The organism is Candidatus Cybelea sp. (genome assembly GCA_036489315.1).
In the GTDB taxonomy this organism is placed as follows: domain Bacteria; phylum Vulcanimicrobiota; class Vulcanimicrobiia; order Vulcanimicrobiales; family Vulcanimicrobiaceae; genus Cybelea.
Window position 1 is genome coordinate 1 of the sequence record DASXFZ010000013.1, and the last position, 22,398, is coordinate 22,398.

Below are 22,398 nucleotides of genomic sequence, written 5' to 3' on the forward strand. Positions count from 1 at the left end.
CGAGGACCGTCTGACCGAGCGCCGGAGCAGGATGCGGAAGGCGCGAGGCAGTCGATAGGAGGGCCACACGGATGTGGCCCGACGAATGTGTCCGAGTCCGACGGTGAGCGGCATCCGTCACAGTCTAGTGAGTTTAAGAAGCAGACGCACGTCGCACTGGGGAGAGCCGTCGACTGGCTTCTTTACCAGCAAAACGAGGAGGGGTGGTGGAGCGGCGAGCTCGAGACCAACGTGACGATGACCGCCGAGCACGTGCTGCTCTTTAAATTCCTGGGCCTGCCGATCGACGAGTTCCGTACCGGCGCGATCGCGCACATCTTCAACCATCAGCGCAGCGACGGTTCGTGGGCGCTGTACTACGACGGACCCGCGGATCTGAGCACGACGATCGAAGCGTACGTTGCGCTCAAAGTGCTCGGCGTCGATCCCTCGCGCGACGAGATGCGCCGCGCTCTCGAGGTGATTCTCAAAGCGGGCGGTGCCGTGAAGGCGCGGGTCTTCACAAAAATTTGGCTCGCGCTCTTCGGCATCTATCCGTGGTCGGGCGTGCCTTCGCTGCCGCCCGAGATCGTGTACTTTCCGCTGTGGATGCCGTTCAATCTCTACGATTTCTCGTGCTGGGCTCGCGGAACGGTTGCGCCGCTGACAATCGTCGTTTCGCTGCGGCCGATTCGCCCGCTCGGAACCGACGTGAGCGAGATCATTGCGCCGGGCACCGAGAAGGAGCTCGGGCGCGTCACCGGACCGCGCCACTGGCTGATGGCCGTCGAGCGCCTGCAGAAGCTCTACGAACGCCTGGCTCGCCAGCCGGGGCGCACCGAGGCGCGCAAACGCGTCGCGCAGTGGATCGTCGAGCGCCAAGAAGCCGACGGAAGCTGGGGCGGGATTCAGCCGCCGTGGGTCTATTCGCTGATCGCACTCAATTTGATGGGCTACGAGCTCGACGATCCGGTGATGCGCAAAGGGATCGCCGGCATGAAGCGCTTTACCATCAACGATCGGGAAGGCTGGCGCTTTCTGGCGTGCATGTCGCCGGTCTGGGACACCGCGTGGGCGGTGCGCGTGCTGGCGCTCGCGGGTTTTGAGCGTACGCATCCGGCGATGCAGCGCGCGGTGCGCTGGATACTGCGCGAGCAGATTCCCGACGACGCTCCCGGCGACTGGCGGATGAAGTGTAAGGAGACCGGCGGCAACGGCTGGGCCTTCGAGTTCGATAACGACGCCTATCCCGATATCGACGACACCACCATCGTCGTGCTCTCGCTGATCGAGGGCGGCGATCGCACAGCGGTGGCCGATGCGGTCGAACGCGCCCGGCGCTGGACGCTCGCGATGGACTCGCGCAACGGCGCGTGGGGCGCCTTCGATCGCGACAACGACCGCCAGCTGCTCTATCGCATGCCGTTCTCGGATTTCGGAGCGATGATCGATCCGCCAACCGAAGACGTCACCGCGCACGTGCTCGAGATGCTGGCCGCACTCGGTGAAGGCTTCGATCATCCCGCGGTAGCGCGCGGCATGGCGTACTTGCGCGAGACGCAGAAGCCGTCGGGCTCCTGGTTCGGGCGCTGGGGCGTCAATCACATCTACGGAACCTGGTGCGTCATCTCGGCGCTGCGCGCGCTAGAGACCGGGCAAGAGATGATGGACCGCGCGGCCGCGTGGCTGCTTTCGGTGCAAAATCCCGACGGCGGCTGGGGCGAAAGCTGCCACTCGTACGTCGACGAGTCGTTTGCCGGGATCGGCGCGAGCACGGCCTCGCAGACCGCGTGGGCGATTCTGGGGCTGCAGCTTGCCGGCCACGCGCAACACCCGGCGGTCGCGGCGGGTCTGGAGTACCTGTGCAAGCGCCAGCGAAGCGACGGTACCTGGGACGAGCGGGAGTGCACCGGCACCGGCTTTCCGCGTGATTTCTATATCAACTACCATCTGTACCGGCATCTCTTTCCGACGATGGCCCTTGCGATGAGCGCGAAAAGCTGCCATTCTGACCGAGAGACCGACAAGGAGCCAGCAACCAACCTATGAGCATGCCCCTCCAGCAGAAGATCGCCGTCGCCAAGTACGTTGCCGGCAAGCGGCTGCGCGGCGAGAAGAAGTATCCGCTCGTCCTCGAGCTCGAACCGCTGCTGCAGTGCAACCTGGCTTGCGCCGGCTGCGGCAAGATCCAGCACCCCGATGAGATCCTTCGCCAACGCTTGAGCGTCGAAGAGTGCATCGCCGCGGTCGAAGAGTGCGGCGCCCCGATGGTCTCGATCGCCGGCGGCGAACCGCTGGTCCACGAGCAGATGCCGCAGATCGTCGAGGAACTGGTCAAGCGAAAGAAGTTCGTGTTTCTTTGCACCAACGCGCTGCTGCTCGAGAAGAAGATCCATCTCTTCAAGCCGTCGGTCTACTTCGTCTGGATGATCCACCTCGACGGCATGCGCGAGCGCCACGACGAATCGGTTTGCCGCAAAGGCGTCTTCGATAAAGCCATCGCCGCCACCAAGGTGGCTAAGGAGCGAGGCTTCCGCGTCTTCACCAACACGACGTTCTTCGATCAGGACGGCCCCGAATCGGTCCGCGAGGTGCTCGATTATCTCAACGACGATCTGAAGGTCGACATGATGCAGATCTCGCCGGCCTACGCATACGAGAAAGCCCCCGATCAAGGGCACTTTTTGGGCGTAAGCCGCACGCGCGAGGTCTTCAAGGAAGCCTTCGCGGGCGGTAAGCGCAAGAAATGGCGCCTGAATCACAGCCCGCTCTATCTCGACTTTCTCGAAGGGAAGGTCGACTTCGAGTGCACGCCGTGGGGCATCCCGTGCTACACGGTTTTCGGCTGGCAGCGCCCTTGCTACCTGATGAGCAAAGAGGGCTACGCCCGCACGTACAAAGAGCTGCTCGACGAGACCGACTGGTCGAAGTACGGCCGCGGCAAGCATGAGTCGTGCAATAACTGCATGGCGCACTGCGGCTACGAGCCGACGGCGGTGATTCGCACGACGGCCTCGCTGCGTGAATCGGTTCGCGCGGCCTTCAGCGGCTAAAGTTCGTCCGTTCCATGAGGCGCGGCGCGATCGGGCTGCTGGTTGCGTCGTTTGCACTTGCGGCTTGCGGCGGCCACGATAGCGGGCCCGTAACGCCGCTTCCCGGAGCGCTGGCCGTTGCGCCCGGAGCCGTCGCGCGCCCGATGTCCGGGCGTGAACTTCCGGAGCCGCCCCTGGTCAAGTCGGTCAGCGGCGTCGCTAAGGTCGATCTCGAAGCCGCGCAAAATTATGCCGACGGCATGCCGACCTTCGACTACCAAGGCGCCAACGACGTCGCGCCGACGATCGAGGTGCAGCCGGGCGACACGATCGTCCTCAATCTCCAAAACAATCTTCCCGACGTTCCGCCGCCGGCGGCGGTGCAGGGCGGCATGCAGATGGAAGGCATGAAACCGGATACGGGGGCGCAGGAAGATATGAACCTGCACTTTCACGGACTCGGCAGTTCACCGAAAAAGCCGGGCGACGACGTGCTGACGATGCTCGCGAAGCCGGGGCAGTCGCTGCATTACGTCGTGCACGTGCCGGCCAATCAGGAACCCGGACTCTACTGGTATCACCCGCACGTTCACGGCGAGACCAACTTCCAGGTTGGCGAGAGCGGGATGTCGGGCGCGATCGTCGTCGACGGCCTCGAGCGGCATCTGCCGGGCCTGCGCAAGATGAAGCAGCGGGTGATCATCGTGCGCGCCACCGGCCTCGGCGGGGACGACGCGCGCCCCGACGGCAGCAACAGCGCGCCCTGCGTAACCAAAGACGGCGTGACGACCTCGCTCAACAACGCCGTCAAGCCGACGATCACGATCGCGCCCGGCGAGAAACAGTTCTTCCGGCTCGTCAACGCGACCGGGCATCGGACGCTGAAGCTGAAGATCCCGGGCGAGCGGCTCGAGCTCGTCGCGATCGACGGCTTTGCGCTCGATACATATCCCGGAACGCCGGCCACGAAGATGGTTTCCTCGATCACGATTCCGCCGGCGGCCCGCGCGGAGTTCGTGGTCACCGGACCGTCCGGCGGCCACGCGCTTTTCCGTTCGCTCTGCTACAACACCGGGCCCAACGGCGACCCCGATCCGCCGCTGGTCCTGGGAGATCTGCGCGCGCCCAGGCACGGCGGTCACATCGCGCACATCGCATCGCCCTTACGCGTCGGCGAGCCGCTGCCGCGCAACGTCTACACGACCCCGCTGCCGCCGCCTTCGGTCAAGCGAGTCGTGATCATGAGCGAGAACGGCAAACCGCGATTCTTTATCAACGGTAAGGCTTATTCGGTTCACGCTCCGCCAATGTTCGTGGTGCATACCGGCACGACTGAAGAATGGCAGATCCAGAACGTCACCGAGGAGATTCACGACTTCCACATCCATCAAACGCACTTCGTCGTCGAGAAGATCGACGGGGTCGCCGTCGAGCATCCGCACTGGGCGGATAGCGTCGTCGTGCCGCACCGGCGCACCGTCGGCGGCAAGACCGTTCCCGGCACGCTCACGCTGCTGATGGACTTCCGCGACCCCACGATCAGGGGCGAGTTCTTGTTTCACTGCCACATCCTCGATCACGAAGATCTGGGGATGATGGCAAAGATCGAAGCCATTTAACGCCATAACGGTATTGAGGGGTTTGCATGAGTATGGGAGCACCCGAGGCTAGCGTCACGGCGATCGACATCGCTCTGGAACCGGGCACCGCGATGATCGAGCACGCGAACGCAGCCAACGCCGAGCTGCTCGGAGTCTTCCCCAAAGGCTTTGCTCTCGACGCAACGCACCGGCCGCACATTACCGTCGTCCAACGGTTTGTTCCCGCGGCAGCGCTCCCCGAAATCGGTGCTAGTGTCGGCAAGGTATTACATTCCAGCCGGGCCGATCGGGCTTGGGGGCATCGTCGTCCGCCCGACGCCCGAGTTGCTCGAACTGCAGCAGCAAATCATCGCCGCCGTCTCGCCGTTTACGCTCGCTACGGGGACCGATGCAGCCTTCTACGAGCTGGCCGGCTCGGGCGACCCGAAGCTAAACGCCTTCATGATCGACTACGTCGCGACGTTCGTTCCAAAGGCCAGCGGCGACCATTTCAATCCCCACGTCACCATCGGCGTTGGTCCATCTGCCTACCTGGATAAAATGCTCGCCGAACCGTTTGAGGCGTTTACGTTTTCTCCGGTTGGGGCGTCCATCTATCAACTCGGCGAATTCGGAACCGCGCGCAAAAAGCTTGCCGCTTGGGAGCTCGGGGCGTCGCACGCGTAAGCTCGGCCCCCTCTTTTTGCTGCCAGCTTTTGCGGAGTACGACCGTCCTTTGACAAGCTCAGGATGACACCGAGGTGGGGTTAGCCGAGCGCAGACGCGGTTAGCCGCCGCCGGGGTATTTATACCTCAAGACTTTGTCGAGGTTCTTCCCGCGAATAATGCCGTGGGAATGGTACGTGAGCCCCCACGAATCGATCGACGACATATCCGGGAAGATGCAGGCCTCGAGCGTTTCATCGATCGCGCCCTTGAGGTACCAGCCGCCGCCGGCGCCGGTCGACCCGCCGAACTGGTCGGAACCGCCGAGCTGCGAGCAGTAGCACGACGCCGGATTGCCTTGGCACGTACCCGTCGGATAGGGTGCGAGGATGTAGGCCAGCGCCGCGAGCGTCGGCTTCTTCGTGTAGAGCGTGTTCAGCAAGACGTGAATGCGCGAGCCGCTGGGCCCCTTTTGCGTATACTGGCAAAAGTTCGCCGTACGGGCGAGGAAAAGCAACGATGTGCCGTTGCTGCCGTACACGGCTTGGCGATGCTCGACTATGCCGTGAGTCCGCGTGCAATACGCAGCAGCGGCATTTTCGGATGCATCCGGTGAGACGGCCGCTCCAGCTGCCGTCGAGGCTGCTCCGGCGGGCGCATTGGCGACGGGTACCGACGAGGCCGTCGATCCCGCACTGCAACCGGCAAGGAGGGTTGTGAGGGCGGCAATTGCCGCAACGGAAAACTTCATACTCTCGAAGTACCGTGCGCCTGCCGGATAGCCCTGGTGCGGCAGGCAGAATCGTATCGCCGCTCGCAATGTGCTCCATGGCTAGCGGCGAGCGTGTTTTTCTCACCGGCGCGACCGGCTTCGTGGGCTCGCACATTCTGCGCGAGTTGCTCGATTCGGGCTACGCCGTACGCGCCTTGGTGCGTGACGGGAAGCGCGTCGACGACCGAGCGGAGCACGTCGTCGGCGATCTTCGCAACGTCGGTGCGTTTGCATCGGCCTTGCGCGGCTGCCGATATCTCGTGCACTGCGCGGCGCTCTACACGTTCTCGCCGCGGGCGGCGCACGAGATCGCCGCGGTCAACGTCGAGGGCACGGCGAGTTTGCTGCTCGCCGCACATCTCGGCGGCGCCGAACGCGCCGTGCTGACCTCGAGCTCGGCAACGCTCGGGCACGCCGAAGGACGCTACCATCGCTCGAAGCTCGATCAAGAACGCACGGCCTTTGCCGCGCGCATTCCAACCGTCGCGCTGCTCCCCACCGCGCCGGTGGGGCCAGGCGATGCCAAGCCGACTCCCACGGGAAAGCTCGTGCGCGACTTCGCGCGCGGGAAGATCCTCGCGAAAGCGCCGGGCAGCGGCGGGATGAACCTGGTCGCCGTCGAGGACGTCGCACGCGCGCACGTCGCCGCGCTGCAGCAAGGACGCGCCGGCGCGCGCTATCCGATCGGCGGCGAGAATCTGAGCATGGACGAGATCTGGGCGATGCTTGCAGAGATCACCGGCAAGCCGATGCCGGCGTGGCGCGCGCCCTACGCGCTCGCATACGTGGCGGGATGCGCCGATGAGTTGCGCTCCCGGATCAGCGGCGCCGAGCCCGACGTTCCGCTCGAGGGAGTGCGCCTTTCCCGCGAGCGGATGTACGCCGATTCGTCAAGCGCGCAGCGCGATCTCGACTACCGCCCGACGCCGGTGCGCGATGCGCTGGTGCGCGCGGTCGCGTGGTTTCGCGAAAACGGCTACGTCGACGGATCGATGCAGCGTGACGATGCCGCTGCCGGCTAATCCGGGCGTCGTGCTGATTGGCGCGACGGCGCTGGAGTGTAAGGCGCTGCGAAGCGCGATGCCGCGCGCGCGCATCGTGCAGACTGGAATCGCGCTGGCCGGTCTAAAGGAACCACTCGGCGATACGGTCGTGAGCTGCGGCCTCGCGGGCGGGCTGCGCCGCGGCTTGCCCACCGGGACGGTCGTGATTCCGCGCGAGGTGCGCCGCCCCGACGGCAGCGTGCTGCACTGCGACGAAGAGCTGACCGGTGCGTTGATTCGGGCCGCACTGGGATTGCGCATCGAGCCGGTCGTCGATCCGCTCCTGACCGCGGAGGCCATCGTCAACGGAGCGGCCCGCGGGCGCTGGGCGGCGCTGGGCTACGCGGCTGTGGATATGGAGACAGGGCGTTTGCGCGCCGAGCGCGTGGCGGCGGTTCGGGTGATCCTCGATACGCCCGAAAACGAGCTATCGGGCGACTGGACCAATCCCGTGCGCGCGATGCTGCGCCCCAGAAACTGGCGGCAAGCGCGCTGGCTTGCAAAAACCGCGCCGCGCGCCGCGGCCCTCTGCGCCCGCATCGTTGCGGCAACGCAGGGCATCGGCGCGTAGCTTCGTATAACCGCGCCAATGATCATCGAGCGGATCGACTCACCGGCCGACGTCAAACGTCTCAAACGCAGCGAAATCGATGTCCTGGCAAGTGAGATTCGCGACCTGCTCGTCCGCACGTGCGCCGTCAACGGCGGCCACCTCGCGCCGAATTTGGGCGTCGTCGAGTTGACCATTGCGCTGCATAAAGTCCTCGATCTGCCGACCGATAAGCTCGTGTGGGACGTCAGCCATCAGACCTACGTCCACAAGATTCTCACGGGCCGGCGCGACCGTTTCTCGACGATTCGCAAGGGCGGCGGCCTCTCGGGCTTCGCGATGCGCAGCGAATCGCCGTACGATCCGTTCGGGGCGGGCCACGCCAGCACGTCGGTCGCGGCGGCGCTGGGCATGGCGCTGGCGCGCGATCTGGTCGGCAGCGACGAGTGCGTCGTCGCCGTACTCGGTGATGGCGCGCTGACCGGCGGCCTGGCCTACGAGGCGCTCAACAACGCCGGAGCGCTGCGGACGCCGTTTATCGTGATCCTCAACGACAACGAGATGTCGATCGCGCCCAACGTCGGCTCGATCGCCACCTATCTCTCGATGCTGCGCACCAAGCCGTTTGCGAACTTCGTGCGCCGCACCGGCCGGGAGGTGCTCAAGCGCATCCCGCTGGGCGGCGCAGCAAAGCGCGCGATCGAGGGCGCGGAGATCGGCGCGATGCACTTCATCGGCCCCGCGGAGAAGACGGCGGTGATCTTCGAGGAGCTCGGTTTTCGCTATATCGGCCCGGTGGACGGCCACAACTACGACGTACTGCTCGATGCGCTGCAGACGGCGAAGGACTTCGACCGCCCGGTGCTGCTGCACGTGCGTACCGTCAAGGGCAAGGGCTACGAGCCCGCCGAGCGCGATTCGCGCACGTTCCACGGCATCGGCGCCAACGCGTTCGAACCTAGCAACGGCAGCAAGAAAACCTCGGCCGGCGGGCGCCCGAAGTTCCAGGACGTCTTCGGCGACGCGATGATCGCCGTTGCGCAGAAGGATCCGCGCGTCGTCGGCATCACCGCGGCGATGCCCGACGGCACCGGCCTCGCGAAGTTCGGCAAACGCTTTCCCGAGCGCTATTTCGATGTCGGCATCGCCGAGGCGCACGCGGTCTGCTTTGCGGCGGGTCTAGCGTCGAGCGGCCTGCGGCCGGTCTGCGCGATCTACTCGACCTTCCTGCAGCGAGCGTACGATCAGATCGTGCACGACGTCGTCGTGCAGAATCTTCCCGTCGTCTTCTGCATGGATCGCGCCGGCTTCGTCGGCGACGACGGCCCGACGCACATGGGGCTCTACGATATCGCCTACCTGCGCACGCTGCCCAACTTCACGCTAATGGCGCCGCGCAACGAGGCCGAGCTGCTGCCGATGCTCGAGCACGCGCTGACGCTCAACGGGCCGACGGGGATTCGCTACCCGCGCGGCTCGACCAGCGGCCGCCACGACGAGCCGCTCGCGCCGCTGATTCACGGGAAGGCCGAAGTGCTGCGCCGCGGCCGCAAGGTGGCGATCCTTGCCTACGGCACGTCGGTCGACATCGCGCTCGACGCTGCGGCGCTGCTCGGCACGAGTCCGGAGAGCAGCCCGGTCACGATCGTGAACGCGCGCTTCGCCAAGCCGCTCGACGAGGCGCTGCTGCTCGATCTGGAACGCGACCACTCGCACGTCATTACTCTGGAAGAACACTCGCTGGCCGGCGGATTCGGCACCGCCGTGGCGGAGTTCGTCTCCGACCGCGGCCTCAATTTGCGCGTCGAGCGGATGGGCGTTCCAAACGTGCTGGTTCAGCACGATTCGCAGGATAAGCAGCGCGCGCTCTTCGGGCTCAACGGCGAGGCGCTGGCAGCCCGCGTCCGTCAGATCAGTGAATCGAAATCGGAGAAGTCGGTAGTCCGAGCTCGCTGAGGCCGCGCAGCTCGAGCAGCCAGCGCATATAGGCGATGAACGTTACATAGTAAAGGTACACCACCCCGAGAAACGCGATCGGGCTGAGGACGACTGCGCCCGACGGGAAGACCCACGCCAGCGCGAGCGGCAGGCCAAGCAGCACGAGTTCGATGAGCCCCACGAAGATCGAGAGCACCACCATGAAGCCGAGCGTCTGCCAGAAGTGCCCGGTCGTGAGCGCCCACGACTCGCGAAACGGATTCGTCCCTGGGTCGAGCAGATAGGCGTAGGTTGCAAAGCTGAGCTTGACCGCGACCCAGATGCCGGGCCAGATCAGCAGCACGAAGCCGATCTCGGTGGCGATTCCGACCACCAACCCGATGCCGATGATGGCCAGCACCAGGATGAAGGTCATCTTGAAGGCCGGCCGGACGAGGCGGATCACCTCGGGCAAAATGAAGAACATCGCGATCGCGGCGAAGGCCGCGACCGGCTGCGCAGCGATCTCGAGGTGCACCGCCTGCTGGTCGGACGGGCCGGCGAACTCTCCCAGCCACATTCCGAAAACGACGCCGAGCGCGGTCAGGGCGGCCAGGATCCAATAGACGAACATGCGCCGCTCCATCAGCGGCCAGGCGGCTCGGAAGGCCGAGCCGATGATCCCCATGATGTCCGGCTGCGCTGTCGTCACCGAGGCAAGCATTCAAGTGTCGCCTAGCTGACCCCCGCCGCCGCGCAAGCGGCGCCCGCCTGCTCCCTCCGAGGAAGGTTTCCTTGACGCTCGTGGCGACGGGTGATAAACTCGTTTCCTATGCCCCGGGGCGCATGACAGTCGCCAAAAGAGAAGGGCGAGACACCTCCGGTAAACGGAGCCCGTGTTTCGTCTTTTTGGTGTGCCCGGAAGGCTGTAGTGCCCCACGAAATTATTAACTAAATATTTTCAACCGTACAGAAAGAGAGTAATGGCGAAGACGACGGCTCCGAAGTCCCCCGCGAAAGCCTCAGGGGACGCCAAGAGCAAGCCGAAGCGATCTGCTGCCTCAAAGATCGCATTGGCAGGAAACGGCGCTTCCAGTGTAATGCCGTCCACGTTCCCGATGCCCACCGGCGCGTTCACCATCGAGCAGCGCCCGGAGCCGGGCCCCAAACGGGATCGGTTTTCCTTTGCCAAGATTCCGCACGTGCTCGAGATTCCCAACCTCATCGAGCTCCAGAAAGCCAGCTTCAATTGGTTCAAGACCGAGGGCCTCGCTGAAGCCTTCGCCTCGATCTCGCCGATCAAAGACTTCACCGGCAACCTGATCCTGGAGTTCGGCGAGCACTCGCTGGGAGAGCCGAAGTACTCGATCGAGGAGTGCCGCGAGCGCGACATGACCTACAGCGCGCCGCTGCGCGTCCGGGTTCGTCTGATCACGGCGGAGTCGGGTGAAATCAAAGGCATCCCCGACCAAGAGATCTTCATGGGCGATTTCCCGCTCATGACCGACAAGGGCACCTTCATGATCAACGGCGCCGAGCGCGTGATCGTGAGCCAGCTCGTGCGCTCGCCGGGCGTCTACTACAGCCAGGACGTGGATACGAACTCGCGCCCCACGTACAACGCGACGATCATTCCGAACCGCGGCGCCTGGATCGAGTTCGAGACCGACAACGGCACGAAGAACGACGAGACCGAGGGAACGATCGGCGTCCGCATCGACAAAAATCGCAAGATCTACGTCTCGACCTTCATCCGCGCGCTCTCGCGCCCGGATCTCGGCTGCGACTGGGAGAGCGACGAGGCGATCCTCAAGCTGTTCGACGACAGCCCGCTGGTCCGCAACTCGATCGAGAAAGACCGCGACATCAAGACGCGCGAAGACGCGCTCAAAGAGATCTATAAGAAGCTGCGTCCGGGCGAGCCCGAGAACGCCGAGAACGCCGAGAAGCTCCTCGAGTCGCTGTTTTTCGACGAAAAGCGTTACGATCTCGCCGGCGTCGGCCGCTACAAGCTCAACGCGAAGTTCCATTACCGGATCGAGAACCCGGACGTCGACGCGCGGGTCGATCACCCGTACGTCGTCATCGACGAGTACGCCGATGCCGGGCTCGAGATGCCGCCGATCGGCGCGAAGTGCCTGAACCGCTCCGACATGGTCGCGGTCATCCGCCGCTTGATCAAAGTCGCGACGCGGATCGTGCCCAAGGACGACATCGACCACCTCGGCAACCGCCGCGTCCGCTCGGTCGGAGAGCTGCTGCAGAATCAGTTCCGCGTCGGCCTGCTCCGCTTGGAGCGCGTCGTCCGCGAGCGCATGACCGTTCAGGATATCGAGACGGTCACGCCGCAGGCGCTGATCAACATTCGCCCCGTCGTCGCGGCGATCAAAGAGTTCTTCGGCTCCTCGCAGCTCTCGCAGTTCATGGATCAAACCAACTCGCTCGCGGAGCTCACGCATAAGCGGCGTCTCTCGGCGCTGGGGCCGGGCGGCCTCTCGCGCGAGCGCGCCGGCTTCGAAGTGCGCGACGTTCACCACTCGCACTACGGACGGATCTGCCCGATCGAGACGCCGGAAGGCCCGAACATCGGCCTGATCGGTTCGCTCGCGACCTACGCGCGCGTCAATAAGTTCGGCTTCATCGAGACGCCGTACCGCGTGGTGCGCGACGGCATCGTGACCGACGAGATCGTCTACCTCACGGCCGATCGCGAAGACGAGTACATCATCGCGCAAGCGAACACGCCGGTCGACGCCCCGAGCGGAAAGATCACCGCCGACTCGGTGGTCTGCCGTTATGCGGAAGAGTACATCGAAGAACCCGCCGCGCGCGTGCAGTTGATGGACGTCTCGCCCAAGCAGATCGTCTCGGTGGCGACCGCGCTGATCCCCTTCCTCGAGCACGACGATGCGAACCGCGCTCTGATGGGCGCGAACATGCAGCGTCAGGCCGTGCCGCTGCTCCGTCCGGACGCGCCGATCGTCGGCACCGGCATGGAGTATCGCGCCGCCAAGGATTCGGGCAGCCTGGTCGTGGCCGACGAAGCCGGCGACGTTACCGCCGTCGACGCCAAGGGCGTCACGGTGCGCAATACCGACGGCGTCGAGAAGACCTACGAACTGCTGAAGTTCGTTCGCAGTAACGCCGGCACGTGCATCAATCAGCGTCCGATCGTTGCGGTCGGCGATCGCGTGGGCGCGGGTCAGGTGATCGTCGACGGACCGTCGTCGGAACAAGGCGAGCTCGCGCTGGGACAAAACGTCCTGGTCGCGTTCATGCCGTGGGAAGGCTACAACTACGAAGACGCGATCCTGATCAGCGAGCGCATGGTCAAAGAAGACCGCTTCACCTCGATTCACATCGAGGAGTACGAGTGCGAAGCGCGCGACACGAAGCTTGGGCCCGAAGAGATCACGCGCGACATTCCCAACGTCGGTGAGGACGCGCTCAAAGATCTCGACGAGCGCGGCATTATCCGCGTCGGCGCCGAAGTGCGCCCGGAAGACATCCTCGTCGGCAAGGTCACGCCCAAGGGCGAGACCGAGCTGACCGCTGAGGAACGGCTGCTGCGCGCGATCTTCGGCGAGAAGTCGCGCGAAGTGCGCGACACGAGCCTCAAAGTGCCGCACGGCGAGAAGGGCAAGATCATCGACGTCAAGGTCTTCTCGCGCGAGAACGGCGACGAGCTCTCGCCGGGTGTCAATCATCTCGTGCGCGTCTACGTCGCGCAGAAGCGTAAGATTCTGCAGGGCGATAAGATGGCCGGGCGCCACGGCAACAAGGGCGTCATCGCCAAGGTGCTCCCGGAAGAGGATATGCCGTACCTGGAAGATGGTTCGCCGGTCGACATCGTCCTCAATCCGCTGGGCGTGCCGTCGCGCATGAACCTCGGACAGATCATGGAGACACACCTCGGTTGGGCGGCGCGCATGCTCGGCATGAGCGTGGCAACGCCGGTCTTCGACGGTGCGCACGCCGAGGATATCGCGGAATGGCTGCAAGACGCCGGCCTGCCGGCCGACGGCAAGACGTGGCTTCGCGACGGCCGCACGGGCGATCGCTTCTCGCGGCCGATTACCGTCGGTTTGATCTACATGCTCAAACTGGCGCACTTGGTCGACGACAAGATCCACGCGCGTTCGACCGGCCCGTACTCGATGATCACGCAGCAGCCGCTGGGCGGCAAAGCACAGTTCGGCGGCCAGCGCTTCGGCGAAATGGAAGTCTGGGCGCTCGAAGCCTACGGCGCGGCGTACACGCTGCAAGAGCTGCTGACCGTGAAATCGGACGACGTCGTCGGACGCGTGAAGACGTACGAAGCGATCGTCAAGGGCGAGAACGTCATGGAACCCGGCGTTCCGGAATCGTTCAAGGTGCTCATCAAGGAGCTGCAGTCGCTCGCACTCGACGTAAAGGTCCTCACCGAGAACCGCGAAGAGGTCGAGATCCGGACGCCTGAAGACGAGATGGGCGAGACGGAGCGCCGTGAGTACGGACTCTTGATGGGCGACGAGCAGAACGTGGTATCGCAGACCGCGGTCGCCACGCGGGAGGCTGCGGCCGAGGTACCGGCCGAAGCCGCCGAGAGCCCGAGCGAGGTCGAGGAAGAGGAAGAGGAAGAGATCGACGACAGCAAACCGCTTGACGCCGTCACGCCGATTCCCGCTCCGCCGGCACCACCGCGCGCCGCCGAGATCGATGCCGAGGAGATCTTCGAAGCAGAGGAAGATACCGCGGACGAAGAGGTGGAAGGCCCGCAAGGCTACGAGCTCGAGGAAGAGGACGAAGAGTCCAACTACGAGGACGAAAAACCCGCCTACGAAGGCGACGAAGAAGAACCGTCGTCGTTCACCGAGAGCAACCAGGAAGAAGAAGGCTACTAACTCTACGCCGGCAGCCGAAAGCGAAAAGCGCGAGAACGATTCGTTCTCGCGCTTCTCTTTTAGCGGGAAGAGCCGGGGATTAGTTCTTGGTGCAAACGGTCGACACACTAACGTGGCGTCCGGTCTTGGTTTCGGTAAAGGACGACGTCGACGTGAGCTTCGTGGGGCTCACCTTTGTCGTCGTCGTATCGGTCTGCGCGCTGATGTCGGGTCCCGGTGCAAACGAAACGTCGTGCCAAACGATCTGGTCGCCGACCCAGCCCTTTGAAAACGCGAGGCCGTAGGCGCCGCCGTCACCCCACGAAACGTCGACCCAGCGTTTGCTGTCCGAATCGTAGGTGATGCGATCCATCGTCGTGAGCTGCTTGGAGACCCACGAGGTCTTCGCCGTCGTGGAGGTTTGGTTGATCCAATAACCCGTCGGGTCGAGGGTGTAGGTCGACGTCGTTACGTAGACCGCCGGGCGCCGCGCGCTTTTGGTTTTGCAGGTCCAGTTACCGAGCAAGAACTCCTCCGATGAGAAGTTCGGTTTGTTTGGGGCCGGGATCGGCGTGCTCTCAACTTGTGCCGAGGCGAAGGTCCTCAGACTCGCCCCGATCAGCACCACCGCGGCGGCCAATGTTCGCTTGAAATGCAATTTGAGATCTCCTATATGGAGTAGCGTGAGAGATATTAAGGGAAGTGAGGCGGCCGTTAAGCGGTGTAAAGGGATGATAGCGTACTTCCCCATTCTAGTTCGGCCGCTTGGGGTGTTTGCCGGCAGGCTGCTGCTCGCCTCCTTGCAGGTTCGCTGGGCCGAGAGCAAGCATAGTCTCCGTCCCTGATATGAGCACGCTGCAAAAGGTCGGCATCGTCGGGACCGGGCGGATGGGTTCGAACATCGCCAAGCGCCTCAACGACGCCGGCTATCCGATCGTGGCCCTCTACGATCTCAACCCCGAATCGGCCCACGCGACCGCCGCCGAGACGGGCGGCGAGGTGACCGCCTCGCTGCCGCGCGTCACGGCGCTCGCCGACGTCGTCGTCACGGTCGTCACCGACGACGCCGCGATGTACGAGATCTTTGCGCCGCCGGAGGATTCGCTGCTCACCGGGGCCGCGGGGAAAGTCTTCGTTAACTGCGCGACCGTTTCGCCGCACGTGCACGTCGACATCGAAAAGCTTGCACGGGCAGCGGGCGCCGACGCGCTGGAAGCCTGCATGGCCAGCTCGATTCCGCAGGCGCGCAACGGCACGCTCTACTTGATGATCGGCGGCCGGCGCGCGACCTACGAAAAGCTCGAGCCGATGTTTGAAAAGATGAGCGCATCGCTGCGGTACATCGGCGAGGCGGGGCGCGCGGCCCAGGTCAAAGCGCTCGTGAACATGGTGATGAACATTAACACCGCGGGGCTTGCCGAAGGGCTTGGCCTCGGCGACGCGCTCGGCCTCGATCTCGATATGCTGCGCGAAGTCTTTTCGCAGACGGGTGCAAACTCGCGCGTGCTTGAGACCGACGGCGCGGACATGCAGAACCGCGACCACGACGTCTACTTTTCGGCCGCGCACGCTGCTAAAGATAGCGGCATCGCGCTGGCACTCGCAAAGCAAGCCGGGCTGGAGCTGCCGCTCGCAGCGGCAACCTTCGAACAGTACGAACGGATGAAGACTCTCGGATTGGGAGAACTCGATAAGTCCGGCATTTCCGAACTCACTTTCAAGTCTAGGAGGACTCGCAATGGCGTCTGATTCTCAAACCACCGTCGTTCCATTGGTCAGCTCGGGGACCGCGGGTCCGCTGGGAGCGATCCATCTCCCCCGTCTGTGGCTGAAGCTCTCGCTCGCGGCGCGCGACGCTTTGCCGGCGGGCTACGACGAATGCGGCGCCGGCTTCGACGCGATGACGCTCGGCGCGCTGGGGCTCGACCGCGACAAGACGATCGAGTTCGTGCGCACCGCCAAGCCGCGCTACATGGAGTTCGAAAAGTGGGTCATCGCCAACGGCAAGACCGACAAGGCGACGATCGAGGCGCACAACGCGGCAGTCCGCGGCTACAACCACGGCGACGAGCTGGCCGGCTCGATGCGGGCCTCCTGCGGGGTGGACAACTCGGCCGTGAAGGATGCGGTGACGCTCAACACGGTGGAAGATCTCGACGAGATCTACACGCGCTCGCTGCACTAAGAACTCATCCACTTTTAACGGCTCTCTAACTAAGCGCCCGCTAACTGATTGCGGATGGATTAGAATCGCCCGTGTAACTCCGTTTGCAGAGTTACACAAGTTGACGGTCGCTGCGTAGACTCCGACAATTGTTGCATACCGCAATCTTGCGGTTCTTTGCCTTTGAGGAGTTTATGATGCGCAAAGCGCTCGTTACTTTGAGCATTCTGCTTGCCGCTTCGCTCCAGATAGCGCGAGCCGATTCCCCGACAAGCGCCGCGCCGGCAGATGAATACTTCGGTCCATCTAGCCAGAGCGTGCTCGAAATTAGAAACCGGTTAGACGACTACGACAAACGCGACGTTCGCGACATGCTCAACCCCGACACCTCGACTTCGTTGAATCACCTGGAGCTGGCGATTCTCGACTGGCAGCACCGTTATCCGCGCGATCCGTGGCTGCCGCGGACGATGTCCCACCTGATGCGCGAGTACTGGCGCTGCGGCCAGTCCTCGAGTGCAGCCGGCGTCGCGACCATCTCGGTGCTGCGGTCGGCCTATCCGGACTCGCCGTGGACGACGGCGGCCGTGACGATGGTCTACGGCTCGAACGGAACGCTGAACGAGGTCGCCCGCGACAAGGCGCCCTACGAAGAAGAAGCGCCGGCCCCGGTTCCGGACCAAGCGGCCTACTACTATCCCGCCCCGGCGGACCAGGGAATCCCGAGCTATGCGACGCCGATCGCCGCCGCGGCGCTCCCGCAGGGCAACGCCGGCCCGACCGTCGCCGCCTTCGACGTCGCCCCGCCGGCCGATGAAGCTGCGCAGGGCGAGCAACCTCAGGCTCAGGACGATCAGTCCCAACAGAACGATCAGCCGCAGCAGAACGATCAGCCGCAACAGAACGATCAGACCCAGACTCAGCAGGACGACCAGACACTGCAGGCCGACGCGGCGCCGCAGGAACAGCAGCTCGATCCGCAAGAGGCTCCCACGCCTCCGCCTGCCAGGTAACCCCGCGCGCGCGATGCCGAATGAAGATGGGAACGCTCGATTTGCCCGAGCGCTCCCGCCTTCGGTGGTATCATACGGCGATGACGACCAAAAGCGCGATACAAGACCCGACGATTCACGAGTACATCGTCAAGACGATGGCGCCCGAGCATCCGGTGCTTAAGGACCTGCGTGATGAGACGTCCAGGCTCTCCGACTCGCGGATGCAGATCGGCCCCGAGCAGGGCCGTCTAATGCAGGTGCTGGCCCACGCGATCGGTGCGCGCCGCTACCTCGAAATCGGCGTCTTTACCGGTTACAGCTCGCTGGCGATGGCTTTGGCGCTGCCGGCGGACGGCTATGTTCTTGCCCTCGACGTCAATGCCGAGACGACGGCCCTCGCGCGGCGCTACTGGCAGTCGGCGGGCGTGGCCGAGCGCATCGACCTGCGCATCGGTCCGGCTTTGGAGACGCTCGAAAGCGTGCGCTCGCAGGGCATCGAGCCGTTCGACATGGCCTTCATCGATGCGGACAAGCAGCGGGTCAACGAATACTACGAGCTTGCGCTCGAGCTCGTGCGCCCGGGCGGATTCGTGCTGGTCGATAACGTGCTGTGGGACGGCGCGGTCGCCGATCCTGCAAACGACGATCCCAGCACGCGGGCGCTTCGCCTCGTGAGCAAACGAGCGGGGCGCGACGATCGCGTCGACGCGGCGCTTATTCCGATCTGCGACGGTTTGCTCGTCGCTTTGAAACGCTAGCGTACTAGAGCGGCGGGCGCAGTGAGTTAAAGCGCGACCACGCCCCGCCGTTGCTCGGCGGCTGCTGCGCCTGCGCCTGCGGCGGTGCTGCCGCCCAGCCCGGCGAGTACTGCGCGACATCGAAACAGATGCGCTTGCGCGGGTAGTCGACGGCCATCGCGTGGACGCTCGAAAGATTCGTTTCGATGATCCCGTTGTAACCGTCGGGACGCCGCGGTTCGGTGCAGATCGGCATCGATGTTTCGGGCGCACCCGCCGCGTACCGGATCCACGCCGAAGCGCCGCAGGCAAAGCCGTTGCGAACCGCGGACTGATTCGTCGTGTAGTCGGCACTCGCAATCAGCGGCCGGCTCAAGCGCGAGCGCACGCCATCCCACAGTGCACCGCCGCCCGCCATTCCCGAATCGAGCACGACGTCGTCGAGCCACGTGCCGTTGATTTCAACGGTCGCCAGCGGTACGCGCGGGGCGAGCGCAACCGGCAGACAGTGCAGGTGCGCGACCTTCGACGCGGACGGGAAGAGCGTGACCGTGCGGTGGTAGCGGTCGATCAGGGTCGGGAAGTGCGCAAAAAAATCGTAGCCGCAGAGCGCGCTCGAGCCGCTGAGATTCGCGGAGATCAAAGCCGGGACGTTGCGCATTACGCTGCCGGCGACCGTGAAGCGGCCGACGACGGTCTGACGGTCGGCATAGGTGCGGCCGTCCGGCGCAATCTCGAAGGTTCCGCCTTGGCTCTGCAGCCCGGCCTCGCGGGCCAGCGCCGGCGAGACGAGCATCACCGAACTGCCGGTGTCGAGAACGCACGAGGCGCGCACCCCCTCGACGGTCACGGGAATCGTCGTGCGCGTCTCGTTGAAGCCGCTCGCCAGCGTCACGGAAGCGGCGGCCTGCACGGGTCGCGCGCCGGCGCCGAAAACCAGGAGCACGGCGAACGAGAATAGACAGAGGGCCAGCGCAGTAGATCTCATCGCGTCGAGGCCAGCGTACCATAGGGGGCGGGATTCGTCTGCGGCTCTCACCAAAGTGTAAGCAGGTGCGCGTGACCTGTATCGGCGGTGGACCCGCCGGCTTATATCTCGGAATACTGCTCAAAGCGCGCTTTCCCGCGTGGCCCGTCCAACTCTACGAGCGCAATCGCCCTCTCGATACCTTCGGCTGGGGCGTCGTCTTTTCCGATGCGACGCTGGAGAACTTGCGAGCGGCCGACGAACCGACGCAGCGCGAGATCACGCAGGCCTTCGCCCACTGGGACGACATCGAGATCCACTTCGAGGGACATACGATTCGCTCCGGCGGCCACGGGTTCTGTGGTATATCGCGCAAGACACTGCTCGCTATCCTGCAGCGGCGAGCGGCGGAGCTCGGCGTGGAGCTGCACTTCGAGCAGGAGATCGGCGACGTCGAGAAGCTGCGCGAGAACTGCGATCTTCTCGTCGGAGCCGACGGGGGGAACAGCCGCGTGCGCCAGACCTACGCGGGCACCTTTCAACCGGTGCTGCAGAAGGGGCGCTGCCGTTTTGTGTGGCTGGGCACCACGCTTCCGCTCGACGCCTTCACCTTTATCTTCGAGCGCACCGAGCACGGCTGGTTCACGGTGCACGCGTATCGTTTCGACGACGATTGCAGCACCTTCATCGTCGAGTGCCGCGAGGAGACCTGGCTCGCGCACGGCCTCGACGGCGCCGGCACCGAGCAGACGATCGCGTTCTGCGAGCGGCTCTTCGAGCCGTATCTGCACGGGCATCGCCTGATGGCCAACAGCGCGCACCTGCGGGGTCGCGACTGGCTCAACTTCACGCGCGTCGGCAACGAACACTGGACAGACGGTAACGTCGTACTCGTCGGCGACGCGGCGCACACCGCGCACTTCTCGGTGGGTTCGGGTACGAAGCTGGCGATGGAGGACGCGATCGGGCTGGTCGACGCGCTCGTCACCCTCGAAGGCGATCTCTCGCGGGCGCTGCCGCAGTACGAGGCAGCGCGAAAGATCGAATTTCTCAAGCTGCAGAACGCCGCCCGCAACTCGACGGAGTGGTTCGAGAACGTCGCGCGTTATGCGACGCTGCCCCCCGAGCAGTTCGCCTACAGCCTGCTCACCCGCAGCCAGCGCATCGGCCACGAAAATCTTCGCCTGCGCGACACGACCTACGTCGGGCGCGTCGAACGCTGGTTCGGCGGCGCGCCGATTCCCCCGATGTTCGTTCCTTTTCGCTTACGCGAACTGGAGCTGCGCAATCGCATCGTCGTCTCGCCGATGGATATGTACAGCGCCGTCGACGGAACGCCCAACGATTTCCACCTCGTGCACCTAGGCTCGCGCGCGCTCGGCGGCGCCGGTTTAGTCTTTACCGAGATGACCTGCGTGACGCGTGAGGGACGCATCTCGCCCGGCTGCACCGGAATGTATCTCGACGAGCACGTCGTCGCGTGGAAACGGATCGTCGATTTCGTCCACGAGCGTTCGGGTGCGAAGGTGTGCTTGCAGCTGGGGCATTCGGGGCCGAAGGGCTCGACGAAGCTGATGTGGGAGGGCAGCGACGAGCCGCTCGACGACGGAAACTGGCCGCTGCTCGCGCCGTCGGCAATTCCCTACGCGCCCCGGAATCAAGTGCCCGAGGAGCTCACGCGCGCGCAGATGGATGAGATTCGCGAAGCGTTCGTGCGGGCCGCGCGGATGGGCCTCGAGGCCGGCTTCGATATGCTCGAACTGCACTGCGCCCACGGCTATCTGCTCTCGTCCTTCATTACGCCGCTGCGCAATCAGCGCACCGACGAGTACGGCGGTTCGCTGGAGAATCGCTTGCGCTATCCGCTGGAAGTCTTTCGCGCGATGCGCGCCGTATGGCCGCAGGAGCGTCCGATGTCGGTGCGGATCTCGGCCACGGATTGGGTGGCGGGCGGAGTCGACGGCGACGCAGCGGTCGAGATCGCGCGCGCCTTCAAAGGCGCCGGCGCCGATCTCATCGACGTCTCGGCCGGGCAGACCTCGCCCGATGCGGCTCCCGTCTACGGGCGGATGTTTCAAACGCCGTACTCGGACAAGATTCGCAACGAGGTCGGCATCGCGACGATGGCGGTCGGGAACATCACCGATACCGATCAAGTCAACGCAATCGTCGCGGGCGCGCGCGCGGATCTCGTCGCGTTGGGGCGCCCGCATCTGGCCGATCCCTTCTGGACGCTGCACGCCGCGGCGCAGCTCGGCTACGAAGATGCTCAGTGGCCGGTGCAGTACGTCGCCGGGAAGGAGCAGCTCGAACGTTTGATCGCGCGAGCCCGGGAAACCGCGTGAGCGCCGCAGGCAAACACGCCGTCGTCACCGGCGCTTCGCGCGGCATCGGCCTCGCGGCCGCCACACAACTGGCGCAGGCGGGGGCGCGTGTAAGCATCATCAGCCGCTCGGCGGTCGCCGAAACACCGTTCTTTCACGCGCGCGCCGACGTCGCAAAAGAAGACGAGGTGCGCCGCGCCTTCGCGCAGTGCCGCGAGGCCAACGGCGAGGTCGCGATCCTCGTCAACAACGCCGGCGTTGCCGAGACGGCGACGCTCTCGCGCACGACGACGGCGATGTGGGAACGCATCCTTGCAACCAACCTCACCGGCACGTTCCTCTGCACCCGCGAAGTCTTTGCCGAGATGGCGGCGGCCGGCTGGGGACGGATCGTCAACATCGCCAGCACCGCGGGACTGGCGGGAGCGCCGTACATCGCCGCGTACTGCGCGAGCAAGCACGGCGTCATCGGCTTAACGCGCGCGCTCGCCGCCGAGTCGGCCGGCAGCGGCGTTACCGTCAATGCGATCTGCCCCGGCTACACCGAGACGGCGATCCTGCACGGCGCGATTGCAAATATCGTCGCCAAAACCGGACGAAGCGAGGACGAGACACGTGCGCTGCTCGCGCAGGGCAATCCGCAAGGGCGCTTCGCGACCGTAGAGGAGGTGGCGCAGGCGGTCGTCGATCTCGTCAACGGCTCGCGCACCGGCGTCGCGCTGACGATCCCCGGCTTCGCTGAAGCGTAGCCTTTGAGCCGGCGGCCGAGCCGGCAAGGTACGCTGCGCGCAAGTCGTCGAACGTAAATCG

Annotated in this window: 18 protein-coding genes; 14 read left to right on the forward strand and 4 right to left on the reverse strand. The window is 64.7% G+C overall.

The features are described 5' to 3' along the window. The first annotated feature begins 87 nt into the window (after positions 1–87). The 4 genes from shc to VGG51_03385 all read left to right on the forward strand — a co-directional run bounded on the left by shc (position 88) and on the right by VGG51_03385 (position 5,278). Positions 88–2,028 (forward strand): squalene--hopene cyclase, encoded by a 1,941-nt coding sequence (gene shc, locus VGG51_03370; protein ID HEY1882066.1) that lies wholly within the window; start codon positions 88–90, stop codon positions 2,026–2,028. Further along, on the forward strand, positions 2,025–3,032 hold the full coding sequence (hpnH, locus tag VGG51_03375; protein HEY1882067.1) for an adenosyl-hopene transferase HpnH: 1,008 nt from the start codon (positions 2,025–2,027) through the stop codon (positions 3,030–3,032). Before shc ends, hpnH begins: the two co-directional genes overlap by 4 nt. A 14-nt stretch (positions 3,033–3,046) precedes the next feature. Next, positions 3,047–4,630, forward strand: a complete 1,584-nt coding sequence (locus VGG51_03380; GenBank protein HEY1882068.1) for a multicopper oxidase domain-containing protein — start codon at positions 3,047–3,049, stop codon at positions 4,628–4,630. Between the two features lie 228 nt (positions 4,631–4,858). Further along, the gene (locus VGG51_03385; protein HEY1882069.1) at positions 4,859–5,278 is read left to right on the forward strand and encodes a hypothetical protein; all 420 of its coding nucleotides are present in this window, start codon (positions 4,859–4,861) and stop codon (positions 5,276–5,278) included. A gap of 100 nt (positions 5,279–5,378) precedes the next feature. Here VGG51_03385 and VGG51_03390 read toward each other — a convergent pair whose 3' ends face one another. Further along, positions 5,379–6,008, reverse strand: coding sequence for a hypothetical protein (locus tag VGG51_03390; GenBank protein ID HEY1882070.1), 630 nt, complete (start codon positions 6,006–6,008; stop codon positions 5,379–5,381). A gap of 77 nt (positions 6,009–6,085) precedes the next feature. Here VGG51_03390 and VGG51_03395 point away from each other — a divergent pair, with 77 nt between their 5' ends. From VGG51_03395 to dxs, 3 genes are read left to right on the forward strand one after another with little or no spacing between them, the layout of a single operon-like run. Then, entirely contained in the window at positions 6,086–7,051 is a 966-nt protein-coding gene (locus VGG51_03395) for an NAD-dependent epimerase/dehydratase family protein (GenBank protein HEY1882071.1), read from the forward strand. After that, complete coding sequence (locus tag VGG51_03400) at positions 7,035–7,643, forward strand: hypothetical protein (GenBank protein ID HEY1882072.1); 609 nt, start codon at positions 7,035–7,037, stop codon at positions 7,641–7,643. Before VGG51_03395 ends, VGG51_03400 begins: the two co-directional genes overlap by 17 nt. 18 nt (positions 7,644–7,661) lie before the next feature. Continuing rightward, on the forward strand, positions 7,662–9,578 hold the full coding sequence (gene dxs, locus VGG51_03405) for a 1-deoxy-D-xylulose-5-phosphate synthase (GenBank protein ID HEY1882073.1): 1,917 nt from the start codon (positions 7,662–7,664) through the stop codon (positions 9,576–9,578). Here the strand turns inward: dxs and VGG51_03410 are convergent. Beyond that, positions 9,535–10,251, reverse strand: coding sequence for a hypothetical protein (locus VGG51_03410; GenBank protein ID HEY1882074.1), 717 nt, complete (start codon positions 10,249–10,251; stop codon positions 9,535–9,537). The two genes, dxs and VGG51_03410, sit on opposite strands and share 44 nt — an antisense overlap. 388 nt (positions 10,252–10,639) lie before the next feature. Here VGG51_03410 and rpoB point away from each other — a divergent pair, with 388 nt between their 5' ends. Beyond that, positions 10,640–14,422: a DNA-directed RNA polymerase subunit beta gene (gene rpoB, locus VGG51_03415; GenBank protein HEY1882075.1), complete on the forward strand. Its 3,783-nt coding sequence runs from the start codon at positions 10,640–10,642 to the stop codon at positions 14,420–14,422. Between the two features lie 79 nt (positions 14,423–14,501). Here rpoB and VGG51_03420 read toward each other — a convergent pair whose 3' ends face one another. Next, complete coding sequence (locus tag VGG51_03420) at positions 14,502–15,059, reverse strand: hypothetical protein (protein HEY1882076.1); 558 nt, start codon at positions 15,057–15,059, stop codon at positions 14,502–14,504. A gap of 188 nt (positions 15,060–15,247) precedes the next feature. Between VGG51_03420 and VGG51_03425 the strand changes: the two genes are divergently transcribed. The 4 genes from VGG51_03425 (at position 15,248) to VGG51_03440 (ending at position 18,318) form a co-directional block, all read left to right on the forward strand. Beyond that, complete coding sequence (locus VGG51_03425; GenBank protein HEY1882077.1) at positions 15,248–16,150, forward strand: NAD(P)-dependent oxidoreductase; 903 nt, start codon at positions 15,248–15,250, stop codon at positions 16,148–16,150. Then, complete coding sequence (locus VGG51_03430) at positions 16,140–16,586, forward strand: hypothetical protein (protein HEY1882078.1); 447 nt, start codon at positions 16,140–16,142, stop codon at positions 16,584–16,586. The genes VGG51_03425 and VGG51_03430 overlap by 11 nt, the downstream gene beginning before the upstream one ends. 173 nt (positions 16,587–16,759) lie before the next feature. Beyond that, positions 16,760–17,578: a hypothetical protein gene (locus VGG51_03435; protein ID HEY1882079.1), complete on the forward strand. Its 819-nt coding sequence runs from the start codon at positions 16,760–16,762 to the stop codon at positions 17,576–17,578. Between the two features lie 80 nt (positions 17,579–17,658). After that, a complete protein-coding gene (locus tag VGG51_03440) occupies positions 17,659–18,318 on the forward strand; it encodes a class I SAM-dependent methyltransferase (protein HEY1882080.1) in 660 nt (219 codons plus the stop codon). A gap of 4 nt (positions 18,319–18,322) precedes the next feature. On the opposite strand, the gene VGG51_03445 is transcribed toward VGG51_03440, so the two are convergent. After that, entirely contained in the window at positions 18,323–19,285 is a 963-nt protein-coding gene (locus VGG51_03445) for a retropepsin-like aspartic protease (protein HEY1882081.1), read from the reverse strand. 65 nt (positions 19,286–19,350) lie between these two features. On the opposite strand from VGG51_03445, the gene VGG51_03450 reads away from it, so the two are divergent. Both VGG51_03450 and VGG51_03455 read left to right on the forward strand, forming a co-directional pair. After that, positions 19,351–21,609 (forward strand): bifunctional salicylyl-CoA 5-hydroxylase/oxidoreductase, encoded by a 2,259-nt coding sequence (locus VGG51_03450; protein ID HEY1882082.1) that lies wholly within the window; start codon positions 19,351–19,353, stop codon positions 21,607–21,609. Further along, on the forward strand, positions 21,606–22,337 hold the full coding sequence (locus VGG51_03455) for an SDR family NAD(P)-dependent oxidoreductase (GenBank protein HEY1882083.1): 732 nt from the start codon (positions 21,606–21,608) through the stop codon (positions 22,335–22,337). The genes VGG51_03450 and VGG51_03455 overlap by 4 nt, the downstream gene beginning before the upstream one ends. Positions 22,338–22,398: the final 61 nt, after the last annotated feature.